Below are 24,154 nucleotides of genomic sequence, written 5' to 3'. Positions count from 1 at the left end.
GCTCTCACACCAGGTGTGCACGAGGGATCACGTCTGCGCAACGCGCTCGCGCGGAGCGTTGACACTCGACCGGCCCCGGCCCAGAGTTGGGCGCGTCGAGGGGGCATTCGTTGTCAAACAGCTCCCTGAGCTGATCGGAGAGTGAAAAGATGCGTGGTGGTTGGAGCAAGACCCTCGCGGTGGTGGGTGCCGTGGGTCTTCTCGCGGTCAGTGCCTGCGGGAACAGCGACGACTCGAGCAGTGGTGGGGACGCGGCGGCCAACAAGGACGTGACCGTCTTCACCTGGTGGGCAGACGGTGGCGAGAAGGCCGGGCTCGACGGGCTGGTCTCGGTGTTCAACACCGAGTGCAAGGACTACAAGTTCGTCAACTCCGCCGTCGCCGGTGGCGCGGGCTCGAACGCCAAGCAGGTGCTGGCGAACGACCTGCAGGCCAAGAAGCCGCCGTCGACCTTCCAGGCGCACGCCGGCGCCGAGCTGGGCGACTACATCAAGAACGCCCAGGTGGACGACGTCAGCGACCTCTACAAGGAGTTCGGCCTCGACAAGGCGTTCCCGCAGACCCTGCTGGACAACCTGACCGTCGACGGCAAGATCTACTCGGTGCCGGCCAACGTGCACCGCGCCAACGTCGTCTGGGCCAGCCCGGCGGTGCTGAAGAAGGCGAACATCGACGCCACCAAGGCCCCGGCCTCGGTCGACGCCTGGATCGCCGACATGGAGAAGCTGAAGCAGGCCGGCGTCAAGGCCCCGCTGGCCACCTCCAAGGGCTTCGCCGAGGAAATGGTGATGGAGGCCGTGCTGCTGGCCGAGCTCGGTCCGGAGAAGTTCACCGGGCTGTGGAACGGCAAGACCGACATGGCCGGCGCCGACGTCACCGCCGCGCTGGAGAAGTTCAAGAAGGTGCTGTCCTACGCCAACGCCGACCGCGAGGCGGTCGACTGGCCGGACGCGCTGCAGTACGTGAACAAGGGCCAGTCGGGCTACACGCTGATGGGTGACTGGGTCGCCGCGCAGCAGCTGTCCGACAAGATCCCGGACAGCGCGTACACCTACTGGCCGGCGCCGGGTACCTCGGGCGACTTCCAGTTCCTCGCGGACTCCTTCACGCTGCCGACCGGTGGCCAGGACCCCGAGGGCGCGAAGTGCTGGCTGAAGACGGTCGGTAGCGCCGAGGGCCAGAAGGCCTTCAACACCAAGAAGGGCTCGATCCCGGCCCGTTCGGACGCGTCGCCGGCCGACTACCCGAAGTACCAGCAGTCCGCGATGGCTGACTGGAAGTCCAAGACGATCGTGCCGTCCTGCGCGCACGGCGCCGCCTGCACGCTGGGCCAGAACGACAGCATCCTGTCGGCGATGGGCCAGTTCAGCAGCGGTCTGGACGTCGGCACGCTGCAGAAGGCGCTGGTCGCCGCAGCCAAGCCGAGCTGATCGCGCGGTGCCGTCCTCACCGAACCAGACTGATCTCGACCTGACCGTTTTCGACCGGGAGTCCTGAGTCATGCACGGAAGAATCCGCACCTGGGGGCCAGGAGCGCTGGTGCTGCTGCCCACGGTGCTGTTGCTCGGGTACTTCGTCTACGGGCTGATCGCCTGGACCTTCAACACCTCGTTGACGGACAAGCACAACGCCCGGCCGGTCCCGACCAAACACGTCGGGTTCGAGAACTACGTCAATCTGTTCGGTGAGGACCGGTTCCTCAACTCGCTGAAGAACCTCGGCGTGCTCACGGTGGCGTTCATCGTGGGCACGCTGATCTTCGGCCTGCTCTGGGCGCTGCTGCTGGAGAAGGGGGTCACCGGAGAGGGTCTGTTCCGGTCGATCTTCCTGTTCCCGATGGCGATCTCGATGATCGCCTCCGGCGTCGTCTGGGGCTGGTTGCTGAACCCCTCGCAGGGTGATGACGCGCGCGGCCTGAACCGGCTGTTCGACATCCTGCACCTGAATTTCCTGGAGAATCCCTGGTGGACCGCGGGGAACCGGTGGACCACGATGGCGTCCATCGCGTTGCCCGCGGTCTGGCAGCTGTCCGGCTACATCATGGCGCTGTTCCTGGCCGGCTTCCGCGGCATCCCGGCCGAGCTGCGCGAGGCGGCCCGGGTGGACGGCGCCAGTGAGTTCAAGCTCTACCGGTACGTGCTGTTCCCGCAGTTGTCCCCGATCGCGCTGTCCGCGCTGATCATCCTGGGCCACATGTCGCTGAAGCTGTTCGACCTGATCTACGCGATCACCGGTCCGAACCAGTTCCGCACCGAGGTGCCCTCGGTCTACATGTGGAACACCTTGCTCCGCAGCGACATGGCGAAGGCGGCCGCGATAGCGATTGTCCTTCTCGCTGTTGTCGCGGTCCTGGTCATCCCGTATGTCGCCTACACCGTCCGGCAGGAGAACGAAGAATGACCGTCGTGGATGCTTCCGCCGCCACCGGCAAGGCGGCCGCGGCGATCAGCAAGAAGCCGCAGCGCAATACGATCGCCGACGGCTCGACCCGGCGCAGCCGCACCGTCCGGTACATCTTGTTGCTGCTGTTCCTCCTGTTCGTGCTGACGCCGGTGTACGTCGTGATCATCACCAGCTTCAAGACCTCCAGCGACACCACCGCCGCCGCGCAGTGGTCGCTGCCGCAGACCTGGACGATCGAGCCCTGGCGCAAGGCCTGGGACGTCCTGCAGCCGTACATGGTCCGCTCGCTCTCGCTGGCCGTCCCGGCCGCGATCATCGCGTCGCTGATCGGCTCGGCGAACGGTTTCGTCCTGGCCCGCTGGCGCTTCCCCGGCGCGAACCTGGTGTTCGCGTTCATCCTGTTCGGCATGTTCATCCCGTACCAGGCCGTGATGCTGCCGCTGCGGCAGACCTACCAGGACCTGGACGTCACCCGGGGTATCCCGACGCTGCTCATCACGCACGTCATCTACGGCATCCCGATCTGCACGCTGATCTTCCGCAACTACTACGCGACGGTGATCCCGACCGAGATCATCGAGTCGGCCCGGGTCGACGGCGCCGGCCTGATCCAGACCTACATCCGGATCATCCTGCCGGTCTCGATCTCCGGCTTCGTGGTCACGCTGATCTGGCAGTTCACCTCGGTCTGGAACGACTTCCTGTTCGCGCTCTTCCTGACCCAGCAGAACAACGGTCCGGTCACCCTCGGCCTGGCGGCACTCGCCGGTGGGCAGAAGGTCGACTACGCGGCCAGCATGGCCGGCGCGCTGATCACGTCGTTCCCGACGCTGCTCGTCTACATCCTGCTCGGCCGCTGGTTCATCGGCGGACTGATGGCGGGTGCGCTGAAGGGCTGACCTTCCCTACGGCCCGTATCTCCGGTGATTCCTACTGGAGGTACGGGCCGTAGGCGTTTCATGACGGCGTGTCGACCGAGTTGTCCACAGGACGCGCGCACCGGCCTGCGGCGGAGGGGCGGTCAGCGGTAATCTCGCCAGAGTGACAAAGTCACGAGGCCGGGACGGACGCGGCAGCCATTTGCGGCTGGTCGACTCCGGTTCAGGCCCGACCCCAGGGCAGCCGCCGGCGGGTGTCGTGGGGACAGACCTCGACACCACGCCGAGCGTCGCCGTGCTGGACACCCTGCAGGAGACGCTGCTGCTCGACCTGGCGGCTGCTCCGCCCGCGTTGCATCCGGTGATTGCCGAGGCGTCGGTCGCGCGGTCGGCGGCGTTGCTGGCCGACCAGCTGTGGCCTGCTGGGCAGCCGGACGAGATCGGTGAGGTCGAGCGGTTCTTCTGGGCCGACGCGGCTCGGGTGCTGGGGGAGCGGCGGGACCCGGATTCCTTTGTGTTGTTGACGAGTCTGGCTCGTACCGTTGGGCCGGCTGGGCGGCTGCCGTTGCAGCGGGCTCACTTGTCGCGGGGGCGTACGCAGTACGACGTGCCGGACTGGGTGGCGCGGATCGCCGGGTTCCGGTTGACGAGTGCGATCGTGTCGGAGGACGTGACGGGCGACGGGTTGAGCGTCGTACTGGACTATGACGACGAGCAGCATCCGCACACGGTGGTCGTCTTTGTGGACAACAACCTTGGGGCGATCGCGAAGGATGTTTTTGTCGGGCCGCCGGTGGATCGGGTAGTCGAGGCGTACCAGCGCGGTGGGCGGGTGACGGTGCGGACGGTGCGGCCTGCGACTGCTGCGGGGATCATTCTGCAGGCGTTGGGGGAGACGCACGACTCGGACGATCCGCCGGTGACGGAGGATTTCGAGTTCTTCTCCGGTTTGCTGGTGAATCGGTTGACCCAGCTGCCCGAGCGGCCGGTCCGACCGCCGGTGCGGGCGCAACTGTCCGGGCGCCAACGCGATCAGCTGGTCGACGAGTTCCTCGAATCGCCTTTCGCTGTTGGGCTTCCGGATGACGCGGCGGACATCACGCGACTGTGGATCGACCACGCTGTCGATCGCACGGTTGGCGGGCCGTTGCGGGTGAGCGCAGTACTGGTGGAGCTTTTCCTGTCCCACTGGCTGCCCCGCAAGGTGCTTGCCGACAGCACCTACTTCGCCGTCGTCCCGTTGGTGGTCAAGGCATGGCTGGCCTTCGCAGGCGACCGCACGTCCCTGGAACTGGACGCAATAGAAGAAGCCGTAGACGCAGTAGACGTCTGGAGCCCAGCCCTGGAAGCTGCCGCCCTGACCGACCCGATCCGCCCCCTCTCCGGCGAACGAGTCTTCCTGGACGACACCAGCGCCGACCTGGAAGAGGCCTACCGCACCCTCGCCGGCCTGGGCGCCCCACCTCGCCCCGACCTCCGCGGCCTGGACAAATCCCAAGCCGCAACCCTGTCGGTACTGGCCCCCCACGCCTGGCTCCTAGCCGGCGAAACCCTGGGCACCAACTACGCCGCCGAAGCTTTCGACATAGCCGACCGCCTGGTCCGAGAAGCCCCCGACCTACTGACCAAGGCCCGCCTCTCCACCTGGCCCCGAGCCATCGTCTGGCTCCAAGCCCACCGCCACCGCCTGGTAGGCCCCGGCGAACCCCTAACCCCGCTGGCCCTGGCCACCGAACTCTCCTCCTCACCCCCCACCCTCCGCAAAACCGCCAAACTCCTAACCGACACCCTCATCCTCCCCCGCTGACCCCAGCCGGGCAGGACCGCAGCTCGAGCGTTGGTTCGGGGAGTCCAGCCGTCAGGAGTAGGTGAGGGGTGTGTGGTGGCGGAGGGCGTGTTGCGCTGCGCGAAGGTAGAGGGCTACGTAGAAAGACGCGTCCAGGTCGTCGGCCCAGGGGGCTTGGTCCGTGGCGGCGAGGGCTTTGGCGGGGCCGTCCAGGAACCAGGTGGTCAAGGTCAGATTGTGGGGCGCGGCGGGCACCTCGGCCGGTAGGGCGATGGCGGCGGCGAGTTTCTCGGCGATCGCCTGTACCTGTGGGGCCCCGGCGATCGTGGTCGACTCGAAGTACTGGGACTCGATCGGCAGGTGGATCGGTTTCTCGAGGGATATGGGGACCAGCAGCGTCCAATCGCACAGCAGCGCGAATTCCTCGGTCGAGAGGTGCTGTCCGCCGAGGCGGCTGAAGCCGTCCATGGGAGGGACCAGCTTCTCCTCGAAGGGCGCTGCCGCCGGCCCGGGCCGGTACGCCGGTAAGCCAAGCCGCCTGAGTTCCGCGTCCAGGGCCGTGGCGGTCTCGGCCAAGCCGCCCTCATCGTCGTCGAACCAGTCCCCGGCGCTGACGCTGTAGAGATACATGCCCACGCCCGCAAACTACCGCCCGGCGGGGTGACCGGTCCGTGGGCCCTCCGACGGGACTGGTTGAGCCCGGGCGGACAATGGGGGCATGCATGTGCGCGCGCCGGAGCTCAAGGGTCGGGGATGGTTGAACACCGGGGGACGGGAGCTGAAGCTCGCGGACTTCCGGGGGCGCTTTTTGCTCCTCGATTTTTGGACCTTCTGCTGCATCAACTGTCTGCATGTGCTGGACGAGTTGCGGCCGTTGGAGGAGAAGTACGGGGACGCGCTGGTGATTGTGGGCGTGCATTCGCCGAAGTTCGCGCATGAGGGGGAAGAGGCCGCGGTCAAGGCCGCGGTCGAGCGGTACGAGGTGGGACATCCGGTGCTGGATGATCCGGAGTTGGTCACTTGGGAGAACTACACGGCGCGAGCTTGGCCGACGCTGGTGTTGGTGGATCCGAATGGGTACATCGTTGCCCAGTACTCCGGTGAAGGGCACGAGCATGCCCTGGACGCTCAGCTGGCGGAGTTGATCGCCGAGCATGAGAAGGCGGGGACGCTGACCCGGGGGAAGTCGCCGTATGTGGCACCGGTGGCCGAGGCCGGGGATCTGCGGTTCCCGGCGAAAGTTGTTGCCTTGGGCGACGGGTTCCTGGTGGCGGACGCGGGCAACCACAGCGTGGTCGAGATGGCTGCCGATGCGACGACCGTGGTCAGGAGGTTCGGTACGGGTAAGCGTGGGTTCAAGGACGGCACCCACGCTGAGTTCTCCGAGCCGAACGGACTGACGGTGTTGCCGCAAGAGGTTGCCGAACAGGTCGGGTACGACGTGGTGGTGGCCGACACGGTCAACCATGCGCTACGAGGGATCAACCTCGGTACCGGCGAAGTGAGCACGTTGGTTGGTACCGGCAAGCAATGGATGGATGGCGACGGGACCGGCGTACTGAGCTCGCCGTGGGATGTCGCGTGGTGGCAGGACAAGGTGTGGATCGCGATGGCCGGCGTTCACCAGTTGTGGACGTACGACCCGTTCAGCAAGACCACCGAGGTCGCTGCGGGAACCACCAACGAAGGACTGAGGGACGGCGCGCTGGAGCAGGCGTGGTTCGCGCAGACGTCGGGGCTCGCGGCCGACGGGGACAGGCTCTGGCTGGCCGACTCGGAGATCTCCGCGTTGCGCTGGGTCCAAGGCGGCGAGGTGCACACCGCCGTCGGGACCGGCCTGTTCGACTTCGGGCTGCGGGACGGCAAGGCCGAGGAGGCGCTCCTGCAGCACCCGCTCGGAGTGACCGTGCTCCCCGACGGGTCGATCGCGATCTCGGATACCTACAACGGCGCCGTACGCCGGTACGCCCCGTCCAGCGGATTGGTCGAGACGATGGCCACCGGGCTTGCCGAGCCGAGCGGAGCTGTTGTCGCCGGCAACGACCTGCTCGTGGTGGAGTCGGCCGCGCATCGTTTGACCCGGGTCCCATTGGGCGCGTCGGCGAAGGCGGATGAGTTCAGTACCCGGACGCAGCGGCCGCCGATGGACATCGCGGCCGGGGAGGTGACGCTCGACGTCGTGTTCACGCCGCCGCCGGGTCAGAAGCTGGACGACAGGTACGGGCCGTCGACGAAGCTGCTCGTCTCGTCGACGCCGGAAGCGCTGCTCAAGGAGGGCGCGGGCGACTCCACCGACCTGACGCGCAGGCTCGTGATCGACGAGCGGGTCGGCGACGGAGTGCTGCACGTCGCAGTACAGGCCGCATCGTGTGACGACTCAGCGGCGGTGGAGTTCCCGGCCTGTCACATGCATCGGCAGGACTGGGGCGTGCCGATCCGGGTCACCGCCGATGGCAGTGCCCGGCTCGAGCTGGTCCTGTCGGGAGCGACTACTCCTTGATGTCGCGGTGGTGCTCCTCGACGACCCGGTACTCCTCTTCGATGGCCGGGTCGAGCGCGTCGTTGGGGACCCGACGGCGCCGGTTCGTGATGTAGAAGGAGAGCACGATGCCGGCCAGCCCGGCGAGCATCAGGATGTAGCCGACCACGGTCAGGTTCACCGCGTCCCACGAGTCGCGGACCGCGAACGAGAGGATCGCGCCGACCACCATCAGGAAGATCCCCACACCGATGCTCATGTCGAGCCCTCCTCGTAAGTGTTGTGTAACTCCAGCGTACGAGGTACCCGACCGTAAACCTACGGAGAGTCAGCGCGGGGCGAGTGTGACGTCACCGCTGGTCGTGCTGGCGTCGATGGTGTGGCCGCCGGCCGGGTCGTTGCCGAGCGTGTTGTCGACCTCGCCGCTGTGCGTCTTGGTCTGCACCTTGTAGCCGCCGGCCGGCGCGGTCACCTCGACGTCGCTGCTGGTGCCCTTGGCCCGTACGTCGGTCGCCTCGTCCAGGTCGAGCCGGATGTCGCCCGACGTGGTCTCGACGTTCACCGGCCCACCCTTGAGGTGCTTGGCCTCGATGTCGCCGGAGTTCGCCGTGACCTCCAGCTTGCCGGCCAGGCCCTCGATCTCGACGTCCCCCGACGTCAGATCGAGCTTCACGTCACCGGTCACATCAGTCAGCGAGACCTTGCCCGACCGCGAGCTCGTGTCGACGCCGCTGGCGCCGCTGATCGACAGATCACCACTGCCGTTGGAGCCGGTCACCTTCGTCCCCCGCGGCACGGTGACGACGAAGTCGGCCCGGCACTGCCAGCCGCAGTCGCCGTTGAGCTTCAGCGTCTCCCCGTCGACCTCGAACGCGTCGCCGTGCTTGATCAGCCAGTACGACCGCTTCTCCTGGACCGTCGTCTTGTCCACGTCGGCGACCTTGATGGTGACGTCGGCGTTCGGCGAGTCCAGCCGGACGACGGAGATCTTGTCGGTCACCTCGTGCGTGGTGTTCGAGTCCTTGTCGCCGAACGTCCACACCGCCATCCCAGCCCCCGCTACCAACAGCAGCGCGCCTACCTGCCCGACCGTAGCCATTGCCATCCACCTCTGCTCGTCCCCACCTGGTGGCTCGACAGTAGGCCGGTACGATGAGCCGCCGGATCAGGCAGAACCCCCAGACCAGCCCTGACGCCAAGCTCAGGGACGGCCCCCCTCAGGACCGGTACTCACCCCGGCTCACGGCGGCCGGAAGGTCCTCCGACAGCGCGCCGAAGAAGGTCCGTGCCCACAGGTCGTCGCCGTGCCAGTACGGTCCGTCGTCCCCCGGCAACGAGGCCGGCGCCTTGCCGCTCTTCAACGCCCGCCGGCAGTCCGCGCACAACGGCAGCGCCAGCGTCGCGCCATCCGAGTCCACCTGCGTCGGTCGCCCGGATGCCCTGCCATGCAAGGGATTGAAGGCACACAGCGGCTGTACTACGGCAGGCTTGCGCCCAGCCGCAAGAGCCTTCGCCACGTCATACTCGCGTCGCCCCTGATCCAGCAGCACCATCGCGCCGACCACATCGACCAGGTCGCGCGAGGCGTCGAGCACTCGCCCGGCCGCGTCGTGGCAGTCCAGGGCGACCTGCTGATGCCGCAACCCCGCACCCTCCACCGTCGGCAAGGCGGCGAGGTCCGACCCGAGCTTGGTGAGCTCCGCCGTCGTCTCGGCGGTCAACCGCCGCCGACGCTCTGCGGCCACGGTCGCGGCGACGTGTGGCGGAATGCTGAACGCCTTCTCCTTGCGAGGAGCCAGCGCCTTCGCCGGAGCGGGACCGCCGCGGCGCCGGAGTCCGATGAAGAGTCCGAGGGCGATCATGAGCACGACTACGCCCGCGATGATGCCCAGGGCAATCGTCCCGCCCTTGCCGTCATCGTCGTCATCAGCAGGAGCCGCGCTGCCGCCGGACGTCGTCCGCGTCGGCTGAGGCAGCGCAGGACCGGCCAGCAACTCGTAGAAGCGAGTCAGTACCTCGGTAGGCCCGGCGTCATAGCCCGTGTCGTCGAGCGCACGCTGGCGGGCCGGGTTGAGCTTGTCCTCATCGAGTTGCGGGAGGTCCTTCGGCTCGTACCAGGGAAAGCGCCCGCCACCATCGACCACGACGTACAGGCCTGGTTTGCGCAGCGCGTCGGCGACGAGCGTGATGACGTTCGACTCCTTGCCCTGGAACGCATCACTCGGGGTCAACGGCAGGATGATCGTGTAGACCGGATAACCGAGCGCCTTGGCCTTCGCCCGTACTCCGGTCCGCATGGCCTCCGGCAGCGCCGGGGCGTAGGCCGGGTCGATGTAGAGCGGGTCCCTGGTCAGCGCTGTCGCGATCTCCTTCGCCCGCTCGGCCGGTGTCTGGCTGACCACCGCTGTGGCCGGCAACGGCGCCGCTGCCAGCAGTAGGACGAGCAGAACCACAAGGCGCTTCACAGCCGACCTCCACGTCGATGGGCGACCATCGCCGCCAGTCCTAGTACGGGCAGGGCGAGGAGCGCCCCGCCCAGTAGCCCGAGCGTCAAGCCGCCCAGACTGTTACCGATCGCCGACTTCACGGTGAAGCGGTCCTCGCTGTAGCTCCGCTTCGGCTCGACGGGCAATGCGGCGGTTCTGGCCGGGTCCTTGTCGTACCGGTCGTTGAACCGGACCGAGTCCAGGTAGTCGCCGACCTGCCCGGCAACACTCTCGTCCTTGGTCGCGTACGTCGTCCCGTAGGTACTCGCCGCGACCAGGTGAGCCGCGCCGACCACCGTGTAGCCGTCCACGACCAGGTAGAGCCCTGGCTTCCCGTTGCTCACCGCGAGCCAGCCTGCGAGCCGTACGGTGTCGCCCTTCTCCTGGAACCAGGTCCCGGTCGGCAGTAGGGCGACATACACCGGCACCTGCGCGGAGGAGACCCGTTCGACGACCCCTGTGGTGTCCACCGAGCTGTAGAGCGGATCGACGTACAGGGGAGTGCTCTTCCAGGCAGCGACCGCTGCAGTCACTCTCGGGTCGGTAGGGACCTCGGCAGCGGCCGCAGGCAGCGCGAACAGGTACAGGCAGGCCAGTACCAACAGCCCGAGGCGCTTCACCTGTCGCCCCGGCTGACGCGCTCGGTGAGGTCGTCCTCGAGGGCACCGAAGCCGGTGGCCACCAGTGGTTGCTCCTTCGGGTTCAGGGTCCAGTAGGGCACGGCCTTGTGGTCCAGCCGGAGCAGACCGGACTTCTTCCACACCAGGAACCCCCGCGGAGTCTCGCCACGCTCCAATACCTTCGCGCAGCTCGTGCAGGCCGGTACTTCGGTTTCGTCGGACCAGGCCGCTTGGACGGTTCCCGGCTCGTGCAGTGGGTTGAAGAAGCACGGTGGGCGGACTCCGGCGCCACTTGCCGCTTCGTGCGCCTGCCGGGCCAGTACGAAGGCTCCGGCGGGCGCGGTGAGGTCGTCGGACTCGTCAGCACGCAACGTACGGGCTGCGGCCAGCCGTGCCTTGGCATCGTCGCGCCGGTCCAGAACCTCGGAGGAGACGTCGGTCCGGGAGATCTGCGTCTCGAGGCGCTTGAGGGTCTTGCCCGCCTTGACGATCCAGCGGTCGGCCTTGCCGCGGACGGACCAGATGTTGACCGGACCGGTGAGGCCGCTCTGGGTGCCACGCTTCCGCGGCGCCGACCGCCGGTCGCGGCGCCGCAGGGTCAGCACGATGACGAGGACGAAGCCGAGTACGCCACCGACGCCCATCCCGATGAACGCGGCGCGATCACCCTTGTCCGTCGCGGAGAGCCCGTTGTCGTACCGGCGCTCAGGCGTCAGGTCCCCCGCCGGTACTGCGGGCAGCGCGCGGCCGTCGTACGCCGTGGCGGCCTGCTGGATCGTCCGGACGATGCGCGGAGCGGGCCGGTCGGTGACGATCTTGTTGTCCTGCTGGTCATCGAGCTGTACGCGGGTGAGGTTGCGCCCCTTGAGGCCACCTGGCCGGATCAGTGTCTCGGTGCCGGCCCAGTAGTCGTCCGAGACGGTCCAGACCAGGTAGAGGCCGGGCTGCCCGACGCGTGCCTGCAGCAGGGTGGGCAGGTCGAGGTCGCGCGTGGCCGGCGTACGGGGCAGCAGTGCGACGTAGACGGGGAAGGGGACCGTGCCGGCGGCCGCGCGGATCCGGTCCAGCTCGGACTTGGGGAAGGCGGGCCGCAAGGCGTCGTACACGAAGATGCGGTCGGCCTTCCAGCCGGCGGCGATCTGGTCGGGGAGCTCGGGGGCGGCTGCGGCCGCTGGGGACGGGGCGAGGAACGCGAGGACGGCAAGAAGCACGCCGAGGCGGGGGATTCGGGCGGACATCGCGCTCAGCCTACGACGGGTCGAGTGGTCCACCTCTGCACTGACGCGGCTGTGGGCATACCGGTTCCGGAATAGCCGCAGCCCTGGCTCGGACAGGGGAGACCGGGCCAGGGTTGCGGTACCGCAGGGCGAAACTCTTCCGTGGATCGAAAGCCCTGGGCAGGGCAGATCACCGGGCAGCGAGGGGCAGAAGGGCGACCCGCCGGACGGGAGGGGGTTACCGTCCGGGGGGTCGCCCTTCGGATCAGAAGGCCGACTCGGGCAGGTCCATCACGTCGAGGTCGGTCAGTTCGGCCTTGATCCGCTCGGCGCGGACGGTCGGCATCGTGGAGCGGACGAACCACTGCGCGGCGGCCAGCTTGCCGGTGTAGAAGTCCTGGTCGGCCGGGGACAGTTCGCCGCCGAGCTTGTCCAGCGCGACCTCGGCCTGCCGCAGCATCAGCCAGGAGCAGACGACGTCACCGAGCACGTAGAGCAGCCGCGAGGTGTTCAGGCCGACCTTGTAGATGTTGCGCGGGTCGCCGTTCTCGGCCTGCGGGTTGCTCGACATCAGCGCCTGGCCCATCACGCCGAGGATCTTCTGGGTGTCCTCGAGGCCCTTGGCGAGCAGCCCGCGCTCTTCCTTCAGCCGGCCGTTGCCCGCCTCGGAGGCGACGAACGCCTGGATCTGCTCGGACAGGTGGCCGAGTGCCTGGCCCTGGTCCTTGATGATCTTGCGGAAGAACAGGTCCTGGCCCTGGATCGCGGTGGTGCCCTCGTACAGGGTGTCGATCTTGGCGTCGCGGACGTACTGCTCGATCGGGTAGTCCTGCAGGAAGCCGGAGCCACCGAAGGTCTGCAGGGACTCGGTGCCGAGCAGCGTCCACGACTTCTCCGAGCCGTAGCCCTTCACCAGCGGCAGCAGCAGGTCGTTGACCCGCTCGGCCTCGAGGTCGTGCTCACCGGCGTACCGGGCCTTCTCCGCGCGGTCCTGGTAGGTGGCGGTGAAGAGCACCAGCGCGCGCAGGGCCTCGGAGTACGCCTTCTGGGTGAGCAGTGAGCGCCGTACGTCGGGGTGGTGCGTGATCGTCACGCGGGGCGCGTCCTTGGCCGGGTTGGTCAGGTCTGCGCCCTGCACCCGGGCCTTGGCGTACTCGAGTGCGTTCAGGTAGCCCGTCGAGAGGGTGGCGATCGCCTTGGTGCCGACCATCATCCGGGCGTACTCGATCACCTGGAACATCTGTGCGATGCCGTCGTGCACCTCGCCGAGCAGGTAGCCCTTCGCCGGGGTGTTCTCGCCGAAGGTGATCTCGCAGGTGGTGGAGACCTTGATGCCCATCTTCTTCTCGACGTTCGTGACGAAGGCGCCGTTGCGCTCACCGGTCAGCTCGCCGGTCTCCAGGTCGAAGTCGTACTTCGGCACGATGAAGAGGCTGAGCCCCTTGGTGCCCGGGCCGCCGACACCTTCGATGCCCTGCGGCCGCGCGAGCACCAGGTGCACGATGTTCTCGGTCATGTCGTGCTCGCCCGAGGTGATGAAGCGCTTGACGCCCTCGATGTGCCAGCTGCCGTCGTCCTGCAGGGTGGCCTTGGTACGACCCGCGCCGACGTCGGAGCCGGCGTCCGGCTCGGTCAGCACCATGGTCGCGCCCCATCCGCGGTCGATCATGATCTGGGCGATCTTCCTGTCCCGCTCGGTGCCGTTGCGCCACAGCACGTGGGCGAAGTTCGGTCCGGCGGCGTAGATGTGCACGGCCGGGTTGGCGCCCAGCACCATCTCGGCGGCGGCCCAGCGCAGCGAGGGCGGCGTCGGCTGGCCACCGAGCTCCGGCGGCAGCTCGAGCTTCCACCACTCGGCGTCCATGTAGGCGTGGTAGCTCTTCTTGAACGACTCCGGCATCCGCACCTCGTGGGTGGCCGGGTCGAAGACCGGCGGATTGCGGTCGGCGTCCTCGAAGGACCCGGCCAGCTCGTTCTTGGCGAGCCGGTCGATCTCCGACAGCACCTCCCGGGCGGTGTCGACGTCCATCTCGGCGTACGGGCCCTGACCGAGCACCTCACCGCGCCCGAGCACCTCGAGCAGATTGAACTCGATGTCCCGCAGATTCGACTTGTAGTGGCTCACAGGGTTCCCCTACCTCTAGCTAATACTCACGAGTAACTTAAGTATATACCGGCCAGTAATGAACGCAAAGCAGATTGACTGTGAGCCATGCCGACGACGCTGATCTACGAGACGCACGCCACCACGCTGGACAACGAGCAGGGCATCGCCACTGGCTGGTTGCCGGGGGAGCTGTCCGCAGCGGGCCGTCAGGAAGCGGTCGAGCTGGGCATGCGGCGGCAGGGAGTCGATGTGGTGTTCAGCTCCGACCTGCGCCGTGCGGTGCAGACAGTCGAGCTTGCCGGGCTCGAGGCGCCGCACTTCGTCGACTGGAGGTTGCGGGAGTGCAACTACGGCGAGCTCAACGGGCGGCCGCGGCCGGAGCTGGAGCCAAGGCGGGACCGGGTGGATACGCCGTTCCCTGGTGGGCAGAGCTATCGCGAGGTCGTTGAGTCCACCAGGTCGTTCCTGACCGACATCAGGCGCCTGTACGACGGGGCCCAGGTGCTGCTGGTCGCGCACTCGGCCAACAGGTGGGCGTTGCAGCACCTGTTGGCCGAGGAGTCGCTGGAGGAGTTGGTGGCCGCGCCGTTCGACTGGCAGCCGGGGTGGATCTACGGGGTATAAACGGTGTTGCTGCCGTAGAGCTTCTGGGTGATGGCGGACAGGTAGGTGGCGGTGTTGGACTCGGTGAGGTTGTACGTCAGGAAGACGCCGTAGCCCTCGGAGACCGTGCGCTGGGCCAGGCTGACGGCGGTGCTCTGGCTGGTGGCCGTGTAGGAGATGGCTGCGGGGGAGAGCTTGGACTTGGAGCTCGGACCGCTCGGGACGCCCCAGGTGCCGTAGTACGGGTTCCAGGCGTAGTTGAAGGTCTCCCGGATGCTCTGGTCGCCGCTCACCAGCCGGTCGGAGGCCGGGCCGATGTCGTACAGGGTGATGAGCTTGTTCGGCAGCTTGGCGCGCAGTGCCTGGACGAGCCAGATGAACGAGTTCGCGTTCGGCTGGCCGGTGCCGTTGTTGCCGTACTCGACGTACTCGTCGTCGAAGTCGATCCCGTCCAGGCCGTAGCGGTTGACCGCGTCGGCCAGCTCCTGCGCGAACGCCTCGGCGGCAGCTTTGGTCGGGAAGTTCGCGAACCCGGCGCCCTGGTGGTTGCCGAGGATCGAGAGCAGGACCTTGATGCCCTTCTGCTGCAGCGGGCGGACCTGGGTGGCGACGTTGTTCAGCACGTTCGTCACCTGCGGGTTGAAGAACAGGTACGCCTTCTTGGTGGTCGTGTTGTAGTTGATGTTCGCCGCGAAGATCACCGCGACGTCGATCACCTGCGCGCCGCCGTTCGCGAGCTTGTACTTGCCGGCGCTCAGCATGCTGTGGTCGTTCACTTCGATGTAGGCGACCGTGACCGGGCCGGTCTTGGCCGCGGCCCGGCACTCACCGGCCGCGGCGGCCTCGGCGGGCAGTGCCGCGCCGGTCGCGACGACGGCGGACGTCGCCGCGAGACCGGACAAGAGGGTTCGTCTACTGATGTTCGCTGGACTCATCGATCAGCTCCTGGTGGAGGGCGGGCGGGTGATCGCTAAACCGGTATAGCGGATCGATCCTCAACCGGAGCGGACGTTGTGTCAAGGCGTTGCTGCGGACAGTGACTGGCTGTCAGCGCAGCCAGACGACGTGCGTGCCGGTACCGAGGGTGACCCGCACCGAGGGCTTCGAGCCGGCCGGGACGAGGAGTGCGTTCTTGCGGGGCGCACTCCACGTGCCCGTGCCGAAGCGGTAGGACAGGTCGGCGTCCTTGGCCGCGACGGCCCAGCCCTGGTTGCCCGGCAGCTTGATCTTGACCGGCAGCGGCGCCTTCGGGTCCGGTACGCCGCCCTGCACGATGGTCGCCTGCTTGCCCTTCGGGATGACCACCGCGTAGACGTGGGTCGGATCGGGATCGAGCTGGAGCTCGCTCAGCAGCACCGTCGAGCCGTTCGGGGTGAGGCCGTAGCCGACCCAGGCCGGAAGGTAGGTGCCCTGGGTGCCCGGATCGCTCCCACCCACGAGGGCCAGGACGAAGTTGTCGTTCGCACTCGCGGCCAGGGCGTCGGCGCCGTCCGTCATCGGCCAGGCGACCTCCTTGACCGAACCATCGGCCTGCTTGTCCCCGGTCCAGAGCCGCTTGTCGAAGTCCTCGGTGCTCGTTGCCGGCGGGAGGCCGTTGACGACCTGGTAGTTCACTTTGTCGTCCGGCGGCATCAGGCTGACCTGGAGGGCGTATGGGTCGGTACCGAGCGGGACCTTCACCACGCTGACGCCGTCCGCGAACCTCAGTGGCGCAAACTTCTGGATGCTGCCGCCGACCTTGGTGTACTCGCGTTTGTAGGCCCAGCCCATGTCCTTGCCCAGGTCGATCACCACCATCGCCTGCTGCTGCTTGGACGGGCCGGTCACGAACGCCGCGTCGAGCGAGGGGCCGGGAGTGGGGTAGCTGCCGGTGATGTAGACGGTCTTCCCGGCGGCGTCCGTACCGACGTACCCGACCAGCGTGTGGATGCCTTCCCGGTCGATCTGCATGTTGCCGTGCTCGTGCAGGAAGGAGTTCTGGACGATGATCGCTGCCTTGCCGGCCGGCGTGTTGCCGGCCCAGTAGACCTTCGACCCGCCGCGCAGATCGTCGTAGATGCCGCGTTCCTTCTCGTAGGTCTTCATCCGGCCCTGCTCCCAGGCGGCGACCGCCTCGGCGAGGAAGGTCTTGTCGCCGGCCAGGTCGCCGCGGGTCTTGCCCTTCATCATGAAGCCGTACGGGTCGCCGCTGCCGATGCCGCCGGAGTCGCTGATGTTCGGGTGGGCGGGGGCCGGCGTCGGGAGGTACTGGATCACGGTGCTCGCGCCGGCGATGGCGACCAGGGTCAACCCGGCCGCGATCACAGCGGTCAGCCGGCGACGGCGCAGGCGGGAGGTGCCGCCCTTGCGGACCCGATGGACGAGGTCGGAGGGTGCGTCGATGTGGTCGACCGCCGCGGTCAGCCGGTGCTTGAGTTCGGTGTCGGTCATCGCAGTCCTTCCAGAATCGCCGGCCCGGTGATGAGGCGGAGTTTGTCGAGGGCTCTCGAGGCCTGGCTCTTGACCGTGCCGACCGAGCAGCCGAGCGCCTCGGCGGTCTGGGCCTCGGTGAGGTCCTCGTAGTACCGGAGCACGATCACGGCTCGCATCCGGGGCGGCAGCTCCTGCAGCGCCGTCACCAGCTGGTCGCGAGTGACGATGTCGTCGGCACGGTCAGGGCTCGGTTGATCGGTGTGTTCGGCGACCAGTGACTCGGGCCGGCGGCCCTTGCGTCGCCAGCGGTTCGCGACCAGGTTGGTCAGGGTCTTGCGGGCGTACGGCTCCGCGGCGGTATGGATCCAGCGCCAGCGCACGTAGACGCGCTCGTAGACCTCCTGGACGAGATCCTCCGCGGCCGGACGGTCGCCGGTGAGCAGTACTGCGGTGCGCAGCAACCTCGTCGAGGTCCCCCGCACGAAGTCGTCGAAGTCGTCGCCCCGGGTGACCATTCGACCCCCTTCTGTTCTGGTTACCGGTAATGACACCGGCCCGATGGGGAAGGTTGCTTGGAGACGGCTACCGAAGGAGAGCGATGAGTACTGCAGCTGGTACGAGTATCGACACCCGCCGGGCCAGGCGGTCGCTGGTCGCGGGGACGGTCGGGAACTTCGTCGAGTGGTACGAGTTCGGCGCGTACGGGTTCTTCGCGACGGTGATCGCGGCGAACTTCTTCAGCAGTACCTCGACCAGCGATGCCGAGAGCCTGATCAAGACGTATGCCTCGTTCGCGCTGGCGTTCTTCTTCCGGCCGATCGGGGCCGCTGTTTTCGGGCGGGTCGGTGACCGGATCGGGCGGCGGCCGACGCTGATCCTGGTGCTGCTGCTGATGACCGGATCGACCACGCTGATCGGCGTGCTGCCGACGTACGCGACTGTCGGGGCGGCGGCGCCGTGGCTGCTGACGCTGGTGCGGGCGCTGCAGGGGTTGTCGGCGGGTGGTGAGTTCGGCGGAGCGGTGTCGATCATGACCGAGTTCGCGCCCCGGACCAAGCGCGGGCTGTACGGCGCGTGGCAGTCGCTGACCGTCGCGCTCGGCCTGCTCGTGGGAGCGGGGCTTGCGGCGGTGCTGGCGACCGTACTGAGCAAGGAGGCGCTGAACGACTGGGGCTGGCGGGTGCCGTTCCTGCTCGCGCTGCCGCTCGGGCTGGTCGCGCTGTGGTTGCGGCTCCGGCTCGACGAGACGCCTAGCTTTGCGAAGGCCCAGGCTCGCGGGGATGCAGCGCCGCCCGCGGACCGGGTGGAGGTGGCGAAGGCGATCGCGCTCGGCATCGGGAGGCTGATGGGCTGGTCTGCGGCCGGGTACACGTTCTTGGTGGTGATGCCGTCCTACCTGCAGGCGACGTTGCATGCGAGCTTCCAGCAGGCGCTGGTCGCGACCGTGCTGGCCAATCTGGGGTTCGCGGTCTCGATCATGCCGGCGGGCTGGCTGAGTGACCGGATCGGGCGACGGCCGGTGATGGTGACCGGCGCGGCGCTGGTCGTAGTACTGGCGTTGCCGTTGATGAACCTGCTCCAGGATGTCGGGAGCTCGAATTCGGCCAAGGGGGCCGCGGTCTTCGCGGCGGGACTCGTCGTCGGGTTGATGGCTGGGCCGGGACCGGCCATGCTGGCAGAGATGTTCCCCACCAGAGCGCGGTACACCGGACTCGGACTCGCCTATTCGCTGTCGAACGCGGTCTTCTCAGGCTCGGCCGGCTTGATCATCACGGAGCTGATCAAGCGGACCAAGAACGTCGACATCCCGGCGTACTACGTGATCGCCACCTGCGCGGTCTCCGTGATCGCATTGCTGACTCTCCGCGGTGACGACCACAAACGCGAGTTGCGCGACTGATGCGGGTCATCGGCCTGATGTCCGGCACCTCGTACGACGCGATCGACGCCGCGGCGGCCGATCTGCGGATCGAGGACGGGCAGCTCGTACTCACCCCGCTGGGCCTGTTGAGCCAGCCGTATCCTGCTGCCTTGCGAGCGTCGCTGGCCGAATCATTGCCGCCAGCAACTACAACGCTCGAACAGGTCTGCCGGTTGGACACCGGGATCGGGCAGGCGTTCGCTTCCGTTGCCGTGCAGGCGGTCGAGCAGCTGTGTGGTGGGCAGGCCGACCTGATCGTTTCGCACGGGCAGACTGCCTTCCACTGGGTCGACGAGGGTTCTGTGCGTGGCACGCTGCAACTCGGGCAGCCCGCTTGGATCGCCGAGGCGACCGGTACCGCCGTCGTATCCGACCTGCGGACCCGCGACGTCGCCGCTGGCGGGCAGGGCGCGCCGCTGGTCAGCATCGTCGACGTCCTGTGGCTGCGCGGCCGCCCGGGTACGCCGGTCGCGCTCAACCTCGGCGGGATCGCCAACATCACCGTCGTCCCGGCTGTGGATGACCCGATCGCCTTCGACACCGGCCCGGCCAACGCGCTGATCGATGCGGTCGTGCGGGAGGTCACCGCCGGGGAGTTCGCCTTCGACGCCGACGGGGTGATGGCCGGGCGGGGGCAGATCCACCCGGAGCTGTTCGGCCGGCTGCTGGCCGAGCCGTACTACGCGCGTCCCGCGCCGAAGAGCACCGGCAAGGAGCTGTTCCACCTCGGCTACCTGGCTGAGGCGATGACCGGGCTTCCCCCGATCGAACCGGACGACCTGGTCGCCACGGTGACCGCATTGACGGCTCGGACGGTGGCGGACGCGGTACGCGCCTATGGCGGGACAGAGGTCATCGCGGCCGGGGGCGGGATCCGCAACCCGGTGCTGATGCATCTGCTGGCCGAGGAGCTTCGCGGGGTGCGGCTGCTGGCTACTGATGAGCTGGGGATGCCGTCGGCGGCCAAGGAGGCGTATGCGTTCGCAGTACTGGGCTTCCTGACGGTGAATGGGCTTGGTGGGACTGTGCCGAGCTGTACCGGGGCACGGCACACCAGCGTGCTTGGGTCGATTACGCCTGGGGCTGGGCCGCTGCCGGTGTCGCCGCGGCCGAAGTGGGCGCCAGTGGGGTTGCGCCTTGACCCGGGCGTCGTGTGACGATCCAGCGGTGATCAAGGCTCAGGAGATCGTCGTTGACGGGCGGCCGGCGCTGTTGACCGTGCCTACCGAGGGACCGGTCCGGTCCGGGGTTGTCGCGCTGCACGGGTCTAGTAGCTCGTCGTTCGAGCAGCCGATCTTCGAGCACCTGGCCTCGACGCTGGCGCCGCTGGGTGTTGCGGTTCTGGCCTTCGAGCGGGCGCCGTGGCCGTATGACGACGTGGACATCCCGTTCGGCGTGCAGACCGAGGGTGCTGTTGCCGCGTATCAGGAGTTGAAGGCGCATTACGACGTACCGGTCGGGTTCTGGGGGGTCAGCCAGGGGACGTGGGTCGCGGCGCTGGCTGCCCAGCAGTTGCCGGACACGGCGTTCCTGCTGCTGCTCGGGTGCGCAGGCGTGAGTCCTGCCGAGCAGATGCGGCATGCAACCGAGCTGTCGGTCCGGCGGGCCGGGTATGGAGACGGGGCCGTTGCCGGGGCGCTGGAGATCCGGGACGAGGTTGCTGAGCTACTGCGCGGCAAGGGGCGGGGTGAGGTCGCACGGGACTCGGCGGAGCGGGTGGCCGTGGATGAGCTGCTGCAGCGGCAGTCGGGTGAGCCGTGGTTCGACTTGGCCGGGATCCCGGTGGATCTGGGTGACGAGTTGCCGGTGTGGCATGAGATCGACTTCGCGTCCGAGCCGCTCTACGCGACAGTGAAGTGCCCAGTGCTGCTGATACACGGCGAGGACGAGGCCAACCTGCCGGTACCGGAGACGCTGGAGGTCTGGCGCCGGGCCGCGGCTGCATCGGGCAACACCCGAGTGGAGAGCGTGCGGATCCCAGGGGTCGGTCACTGGCCGGGTACGCCGGATCGCTCGGTGGAAGGGATCAGCGAGGACTACAGCGCGATCCTGCGCGACTGGTTCACTCGTTGACCCAGGCAAGGATCAGCTGCGCGGACTCCTCGGGCGTGCCGTCACCCGGTACCGACCGGGGAACCAGCTTGCGCAGCTCAGCGGCGTCCTCGAGCGCGTCGGTGATCTGCTCCTCCGGCCAGCCGCGCTCGGCCAGCCGCTTGCGGCGGATTGCGTCGGGGCAGTCGAGGTGCAGCCAGCGGCCCTCGGGCAGCTCGGTCGGGACTCCCGGGGTGAGCAGCAGCACCGGCGTACCGGAGCGGCGGACGAGCTCGGTGATGCGCAGCCACAACGCGTTGTACGCGGGCCATTTCTGTTCGGCGGACTTGTCGGCGATGAGGATCCCGAGCACTCGGCCCTCGTGGTCGAGCAACTCGTCCATGTCCATCACGACGAGCTGCTTCGAGCGCAGCCGCAGCAGCTCCGGGACCACGGTCGACTTGCCCGCGCCAGGCGCGCCGGTCACCACGAACAACCTCGTCACGCCACCATTTTCACCTCCCTCGTCAAGCCTCGGCAGGTTGACCTTCAGGTTGGTCGAAGACCCAGGATCGGCGGCATGACAGACGAGCTGCTGACGATCAGCGCCTTCGCCCGCCAGGTCGGGCTGACCCCGAGCGCGCTGCGCTTCTACGACGACTGCGGGCTGCTCCGCCCGGCCTCCGTGGACGAGCAGAACGGGTACCGGTACTACGCCCCGTCACAGGAGCCACGGGCTGCTTTGCTCCGCGATCTGCGCGAGATCGACCTGCCGCTGGCGGAGGTACGGGTGGTGCTGGACGAGGGGGCGGCGGAAGGGGTAGCCGTCGTACAGGCGCATCTCAAGACGGTGGAGGGGAAGGCGGAGGCGGCTCGGCGGGCTACTGCGCGGATCCTCGCGTCGCTGCCGGCCGTGCCGTATGAGTGCGCGGTGACGTTGGGTGGGGCCGAGTTGGCTTCGGCGATCAGGCAGGTGGCTGCTGCGGCCTCAGAGTCGGATGAGATCCCTGCGCTCGCTTGTGTCTTCCTGGAGCTTGGTGAGGACGAGGTGGCGGTAGTGGCGACCGACCGCTACCGGTTGTCGGTTCGGAAGCTGCAGCCGCTCGGGTTCGCCGGGTACCCGCGCAACTTGCTGGTCCGGGCGTCCGAGCTGACTGCCCTGGCCAAGTGGGTCGGTGCTGCGGTCGAGGTACGGCTGGAGACGGGGCCGGGCGGTACCGCGCTTGTGGTCGACGGCGAGTCCCGGGTGGTACCGGTGGTGGACGAGGAGTTCCCGGCGTACCAGTCGATCCTCGACGGGCTCACTCCGCCCGCGTGCCGGGTGGTTGTGGACCGGCAGCAGTTCCTCGCGGTGCTGACCGGTGAGACGGTTGCCCTCGACATCGACTCGGGCAAGGTCGCCGTGACGGCGGTGGAGCCGGTCGGCTATGCGCGCGGCGAGCTGCTCGGAGTACTGGAAGGCATTGGGTCGGGGGCTGTGCAGCTCGGCTTCTCCGCCTCGCTGCTGGCGGCCGCGCTGAGCGTCAGCGTTGGGCCGGACGTCCTGTTGGAGCTGTCTGCCGTGGACCGGCCGGTAGTAGTCCGCTCGGCCGACCAGGGGACGTTCACCACGCTGGTGATGCCGACCCGCCTCGACGGGTGACCCGGGCCTTCTACGGCTGGCTGGCAGGCGCAACACTCTCGACCTTCGGAGACGCGACGCTGTTCTTCGCCCTGGGCTGGGCAGCGTCGGCCTTCGGCCCGCACGTCACCGGGCTGGTCTTGACCGGCTTCACCCTGCCCAGAGCCGTACTACTCCTCGCCGGCGGCGTCCTAGGCGACCGCTGGGGCCCACGCCGCGTACTGCTCACCTGCTACTTCCTACTAGCCGCCCTGACTCTCCTACTCGCCGCAGCCTTCCACCTGACCGGTACGACGGCCACGCTGCTCCTACTGACAGCCGCCGTCATCGGCACAGTCGACGCCTTCGCCCTACCCGCAGCGGGCGCCTTCCCGCGCCTCTTCGCCGACGATGCAAAGTTGCCCAAGGCGATGGCCCTGCGCACCTCAACCCAACAGGTCGTCACCCTGGCCGCCGGCCCACTCGGCGGCGTCCTGGTCGCCGCCGCCGGCCTGGTCGGCGCCCTGGTGATCGACGGCCTGACCTTCCTGATCGCCTTCGCCTGCCTGCTGGCCATCAGGCCTCCACTGACGAGCGACACGACTCCCGGCGAGTCAGTGATGAAGGATGCCCTCGATGGCATCCGCCTCGCCTGGTCCGAGCCGGTACTGCGGGCGCTGCTGCTGACTGTCGGCCTGACAGCCGCCTTCGTGCTGCCAGTGACGTCACTCTGCGTCCCACTCCTCGCCCGCTCGCAGGGCTGGCCGGCGTCGCAGGCCGGGCTGATCGTCGGGGCGACAGTCGTCGGCAGCCTGCTCGTCACGCTGGTCGTCGCCCGGCTCGGTGGGTTCGCCTTGCCCGGTACTGCGGCTGCACTCGGATGCCTGGTGGCCGCGGGAGGCATCACCGGTCTAGCCCTGTCGTCAGTCGGCTACGCGGCGGTGTTGTCCGGGTTCGTCCAAGGGGTCGGGGTAGGCCTCTTCACGTCGCACCTCGCACCGCTGTTCGTCGCCAGTACGCCGCGCTCCCACCTCACCCGGTTGCAGTCGCTGCTCTCCCTGGCCCAGACCCTCCCACTGATCGCGTCCATGAACCTGCTGGGCGGCCTGGCGACGGCCGGTCCGCGTCTCGCAGTACTCACTTGCGCGGCCGGTACCACCGTCGCAGCCGCCACCCTGCTGAGCGTACGAAGCGTCCGTCGAGCAGTAGTAGGAGTACCTTGAGACATCGGAGCCAGCGGCGCCTCAAGGTCGAGCGCGCCTTTGAACCTCCGGTGTGACGAGGCGATGTACATGTCGTTACCCCTGTTCCTGCCGTCCGCTCAGCTCACGCCATCCGCCCAGGGCCCCGCTGAGCCGCTGCGGCTCCGGCCATCCGACATCACGCTCGGCGTCATCTTCGCCGAGCTGAACGCCGCCCGGTCGGCGAACCAGCTCGAGCGTGGCGCGCCGCGGATCGGCGCGGTCGGCGGCCCGCGCGCCGACCGCCTGCTGCAGAGCCTGGAGGCCTGCGCGGCAGCCCTGGGCGAGCGCAACCTGCCGATCCCACCGTCGATCCGCGACGAGCTACGCCTCCGCCGAGCCCTCTACACTCCCCGCGGCCGGAACTAGC

At 68.1% G+C, this 24,154-nt stretch carries 23 protein-coding genes; 12 read left to right on the top strand and 11 right to left on the bottom strand.

Annotation, left to right across the window (positions count from 1 at the left end):
- Nucleotides 1-149 precede the first annotated feature (149 nt).
- From ABD116_RS36990 to ABD116_RS36975, 4 genes are all read left to right on the top strand, one after another.
- Nucleotides 150-1,430 carry an ABC transporter substrate-binding protein gene (locus ABD116_RS36990; RefSeq protein WP_343981773.1) on the top strand — a complete coding sequence of 427 codons (1,281 nt, stop codon included), beginning with the start codon at nucleotides 150-152 and terminating at the stop codon, nucleotides 1,428-1,430.
- 70 nt (nucleotides 1,431-1,500) lie between these two features.
- Complete coding sequence (locus ABD116_RS36985; RefSeq protein ID WP_343981770.1) at nucleotides 1,501-2,400, top strand: carbohydrate ABC transporter permease; 900 nt, start codon at nucleotides 1,501-1,503, stop codon at nucleotides 2,398-2,400.
- Nucleotides 2,397-3,302: a carbohydrate ABC transporter permease gene (locus ABD116_RS36980; RefSeq protein ID WP_343981767.1), complete on the top strand. Its 906-nt coding sequence runs from the start codon at nucleotides 2,397-2,399 to the stop codon at nucleotides 3,300-3,302. The genes ABD116_RS36985 and ABD116_RS36980 overlap by 4 nt, the downstream gene beginning before the upstream one ends.
- 142 nt (nucleotides 3,303-3,444) lie before the next feature.
- Nucleotides 3,445-5,088, top strand: a complete 1,644-nt coding sequence (locus tag ABD116_RS36975) for a hypothetical protein (protein WP_343981764.1) — start codon at nucleotides 3,445-3,447, stop codon at nucleotides 5,086-5,088.
- A 51-nt stretch (nucleotides 5,089-5,139) separates the two neighbouring features.
- On the opposite strand, the gene ABD116_RS36970 is transcribed toward ABD116_RS36975, so the two are convergent.
- Entirely contained in the window at nucleotides 5,140-5,703 is a 564-nt protein-coding gene (locus ABD116_RS36970; protein WP_343981761.1) for a hypothetical protein, read from the bottom strand.
- Between the two features lie 82 nt (nucleotides 5,704-5,785).
- On the opposite strand from ABD116_RS36970, the gene ABD116_RS36965 reads away from it, so the two are divergent.
- Nucleotides 5,786-7,567 carry an NHL domain-containing thioredoxin family protein gene (locus tag ABD116_RS36965; protein WP_343981758.1) on the top strand — a complete coding sequence of 594 codons (1,782 nt, stop codon included), beginning with the start codon at nucleotides 5,786-5,788 and terminating at the stop codon, nucleotides 7,565-7,567.
- On the opposite strand, the gene ABD116_RS36960 is transcribed toward ABD116_RS36965, so the two are convergent.
- The 6 genes from ABD116_RS36960 to ABD116_RS36935 form a co-directional block, all read right to left on the bottom strand.
- A complete protein-coding gene (locus tag ABD116_RS36960) occupies nucleotides 7,557-7,805 on the bottom strand; it encodes a DUF6458 family protein (protein WP_343981754.1) in 249 nt (82 codons plus the stop codon). The two genes, ABD116_RS36965 and ABD116_RS36960, sit on opposite strands and share 11 nt — an antisense overlap.
- 69 nt (nucleotides 7,806-7,874) lie before the next feature.
- Nucleotides 7,875-8,645 (bottom strand): DUF4097 family beta strand repeat-containing protein, encoded by a 771-nt coding sequence (locus ABD116_RS36955; protein WP_343981751.1) that lies wholly within the window; start codon nucleotides 8,643-8,645, stop codon nucleotides 7,875-7,877.
- 118 nt (nucleotides 8,646-8,763) lie between these two features.
- Nucleotides 8,764-10,011: a hypothetical protein gene (locus ABD116_RS36950; RefSeq protein ID WP_343981748.1), complete on the bottom strand. Its 1,248-nt coding sequence runs from the start codon at nucleotides 10,009-10,011 to the stop codon at nucleotides 8,764-8,766.
- Complete coding sequence (locus tag ABD116_RS36945) at nucleotides 10,008-10,652, bottom strand: hypothetical protein (RefSeq protein WP_343981744.1); 645 nt, start codon at nucleotides 10,650-10,652, stop codon at nucleotides 10,008-10,010. Before ABD116_RS36945 ends, ABD116_RS36950 begins: the two co-directional genes overlap by 4 nt.
- Nucleotides 10,649-11,890: a hypothetical protein gene (locus ABD116_RS36940; RefSeq protein WP_343981741.1), complete on the bottom strand. Its 1,242-nt coding sequence runs from the start codon at nucleotides 11,888-11,890 to the stop codon at nucleotides 10,649-10,651. Before ABD116_RS36940 ends, ABD116_RS36945 begins: the two co-directional genes overlap by 4 nt.
- 244 nt (nucleotides 11,891-12,134) lie before the next feature.
- On the bottom strand, nucleotides 12,135-13,994 hold the full coding sequence (locus tag ABD116_RS36935) for an acyl-CoA dehydrogenase (protein WP_343981738.1): 1,860 nt from the start codon (nucleotides 13,992-13,994) through the stop codon (nucleotides 12,135-12,137).
- 87 nt (nucleotides 13,995-14,081) lie between these two features.
- On the opposite strand from ABD116_RS36935, the gene ABD116_RS36930 reads away from it, so the two are divergent.
- Nucleotides 14,082-14,600, top strand: a complete 519-nt coding sequence (locus ABD116_RS36930) for a histidine phosphatase family protein (RefSeq protein WP_343981736.1) — start codon at nucleotides 14,082-14,084, stop codon at nucleotides 14,598-14,600.
- On the opposite strand, the gene ABD116_RS36925 is transcribed toward ABD116_RS36930, so the two are convergent.
- From ABD116_RS36925 to ABD116_RS36915, 3 genes are all read right to left on the bottom strand, one after another.
- Nucleotides 14,588-15,514 (bottom strand): endo-beta-N-acetylglucosaminidase H, encoded by a 927-nt coding sequence (locus tag ABD116_RS36925; RefSeq protein WP_343981733.1) that lies wholly within the window; start codon nucleotides 15,512-15,514, stop codon nucleotides 14,588-14,590. The genes ABD116_RS36930 and ABD116_RS36925 overlap by 13 nt on opposite strands.
- A 112-nt stretch (nucleotides 15,515-15,626) precedes the next feature.
- Nucleotides 15,627-17,009 (bottom strand): hypothetical protein, encoded by a 1,383-nt coding sequence (locus ABD116_RS36920; protein ID WP_343981730.1) that lies wholly within the window; start codon nucleotides 17,007-17,009, stop codon nucleotides 15,627-15,629.
- Nucleotides 17,006-17,506, bottom strand: coding sequence for a SigE family RNA polymerase sigma factor (locus ABD116_RS36915; RefSeq protein ID WP_343981726.1), 501 nt, complete (start codon nucleotides 17,504-17,506; stop codon nucleotides 17,006-17,008). The genes ABD116_RS36920 and ABD116_RS36915 overlap by 4 nt, the downstream gene beginning before the upstream one ends.
- Nucleotides 17,507-17,589: 83 nt before the next feature.
- On the opposite strand from ABD116_RS36915, the gene ABD116_RS36910 reads away from it, so the two are divergent.
- Genes ABD116_RS36910 through ABD116_RS36900 form a run of 3 tightly spaced genes read left to right on the top strand, consistent with a single transcriptional unit; the run spans nucleotide 17,590 to nucleotide 20,985 of the window.
- Nucleotides 17,590-18,891 (top strand): MFS transporter, encoded by a 1,302-nt coding sequence (locus tag ABD116_RS36910; protein WP_343981723.1) that lies wholly within the window; start codon nucleotides 17,590-17,592, stop codon nucleotides 18,889-18,891.
- Nucleotides 18,891-20,069 carry an anhydro-N-acetylmuramic acid kinase gene (locus tag ABD116_RS36905; RefSeq protein ID WP_343981720.1) on the top strand — a complete coding sequence of 393 codons (1,179 nt, stop codon included), beginning with the start codon at nucleotides 18,891-18,893 and terminating at the stop codon, nucleotides 20,067-20,069. The genes ABD116_RS36910 and ABD116_RS36905 overlap by 1 nt, the downstream gene beginning before the upstream one ends.
- A gap of 10 nt (nucleotides 20,070-20,079) precedes the next feature.
- Nucleotides 20,080-20,985 (top strand): alpha/beta hydrolase family protein, encoded by a 906-nt coding sequence (locus ABD116_RS36900; RefSeq protein WP_343981716.1) that lies wholly within the window; start codon nucleotides 20,080-20,082, stop codon nucleotides 20,983-20,985.
- On the opposite strand, the gene ABD116_RS36895 is transcribed toward ABD116_RS36900, so the two are convergent.
- Nucleotides 20,975-21,448 (bottom strand): AAA family ATPase, encoded by a 474-nt coding sequence (locus ABD116_RS36895; RefSeq protein WP_343981713.1) that lies wholly within the window; start codon nucleotides 21,446-21,448, stop codon nucleotides 20,975-20,977. The genes ABD116_RS36900 and ABD116_RS36895 overlap by 11 nt on opposite strands.
- A gap of 75 nt (nucleotides 21,449-21,523) precedes the next feature.
- On the opposite strand from ABD116_RS36895, the gene ABD116_RS36890 reads away from it, so the two are divergent.
- The 3 genes from ABD116_RS36890 to ABD116_RS36880 all read left to right on the top strand — a co-directional run bounded on the left by ABD116_RS36890 (nucleotide 21,524) and on the right by ABD116_RS36880 (nucleotide 24,153).
- A complete protein-coding gene (locus ABD116_RS36890) occupies nucleotides 21,524-22,585 on the top strand; it encodes a DNA polymerase III subunit beta family protein (protein WP_343981711.1) in 1,062 nt (353 codons plus the stop codon).
- Complete coding sequence (locus tag ABD116_RS36885) at nucleotides 22,582-23,766, top strand: MFS transporter (RefSeq protein WP_343981708.1); 1,185 nt, start codon at nucleotides 22,582-22,584, stop codon at nucleotides 23,764-23,766. The genes ABD116_RS36890 and ABD116_RS36885 overlap by 4 nt, the downstream gene beginning before the upstream one ends.
- Nucleotides 23,767-23,835: 69 nt before the next feature.
- Complete coding sequence (locus tag ABD116_RS36880; RefSeq protein WP_343981705.1) at nucleotides 23,836-24,153, top strand: hypothetical protein; 318 nt, start codon at nucleotides 23,836-23,838, stop codon at nucleotides 24,151-24,153.
- Nucleotide 24,154: the final 1 nt, after the last annotated feature.

The sequence above is a fragment of the Kribbella koreensis genome, from assembly GCF_039525325.1.
Classification (GTDB): domain Bacteria; phylum Actinomycetota; class Actinomycetes; order Propionibacteriales; family Kribbellaceae; genus Kribbella; species Kribbella koreensis.
The sequence above is the reverse complement of the archived record's forward strand: the minus strand, read 5'-3'. Positions and strand labels throughout refer to the sequence as shown.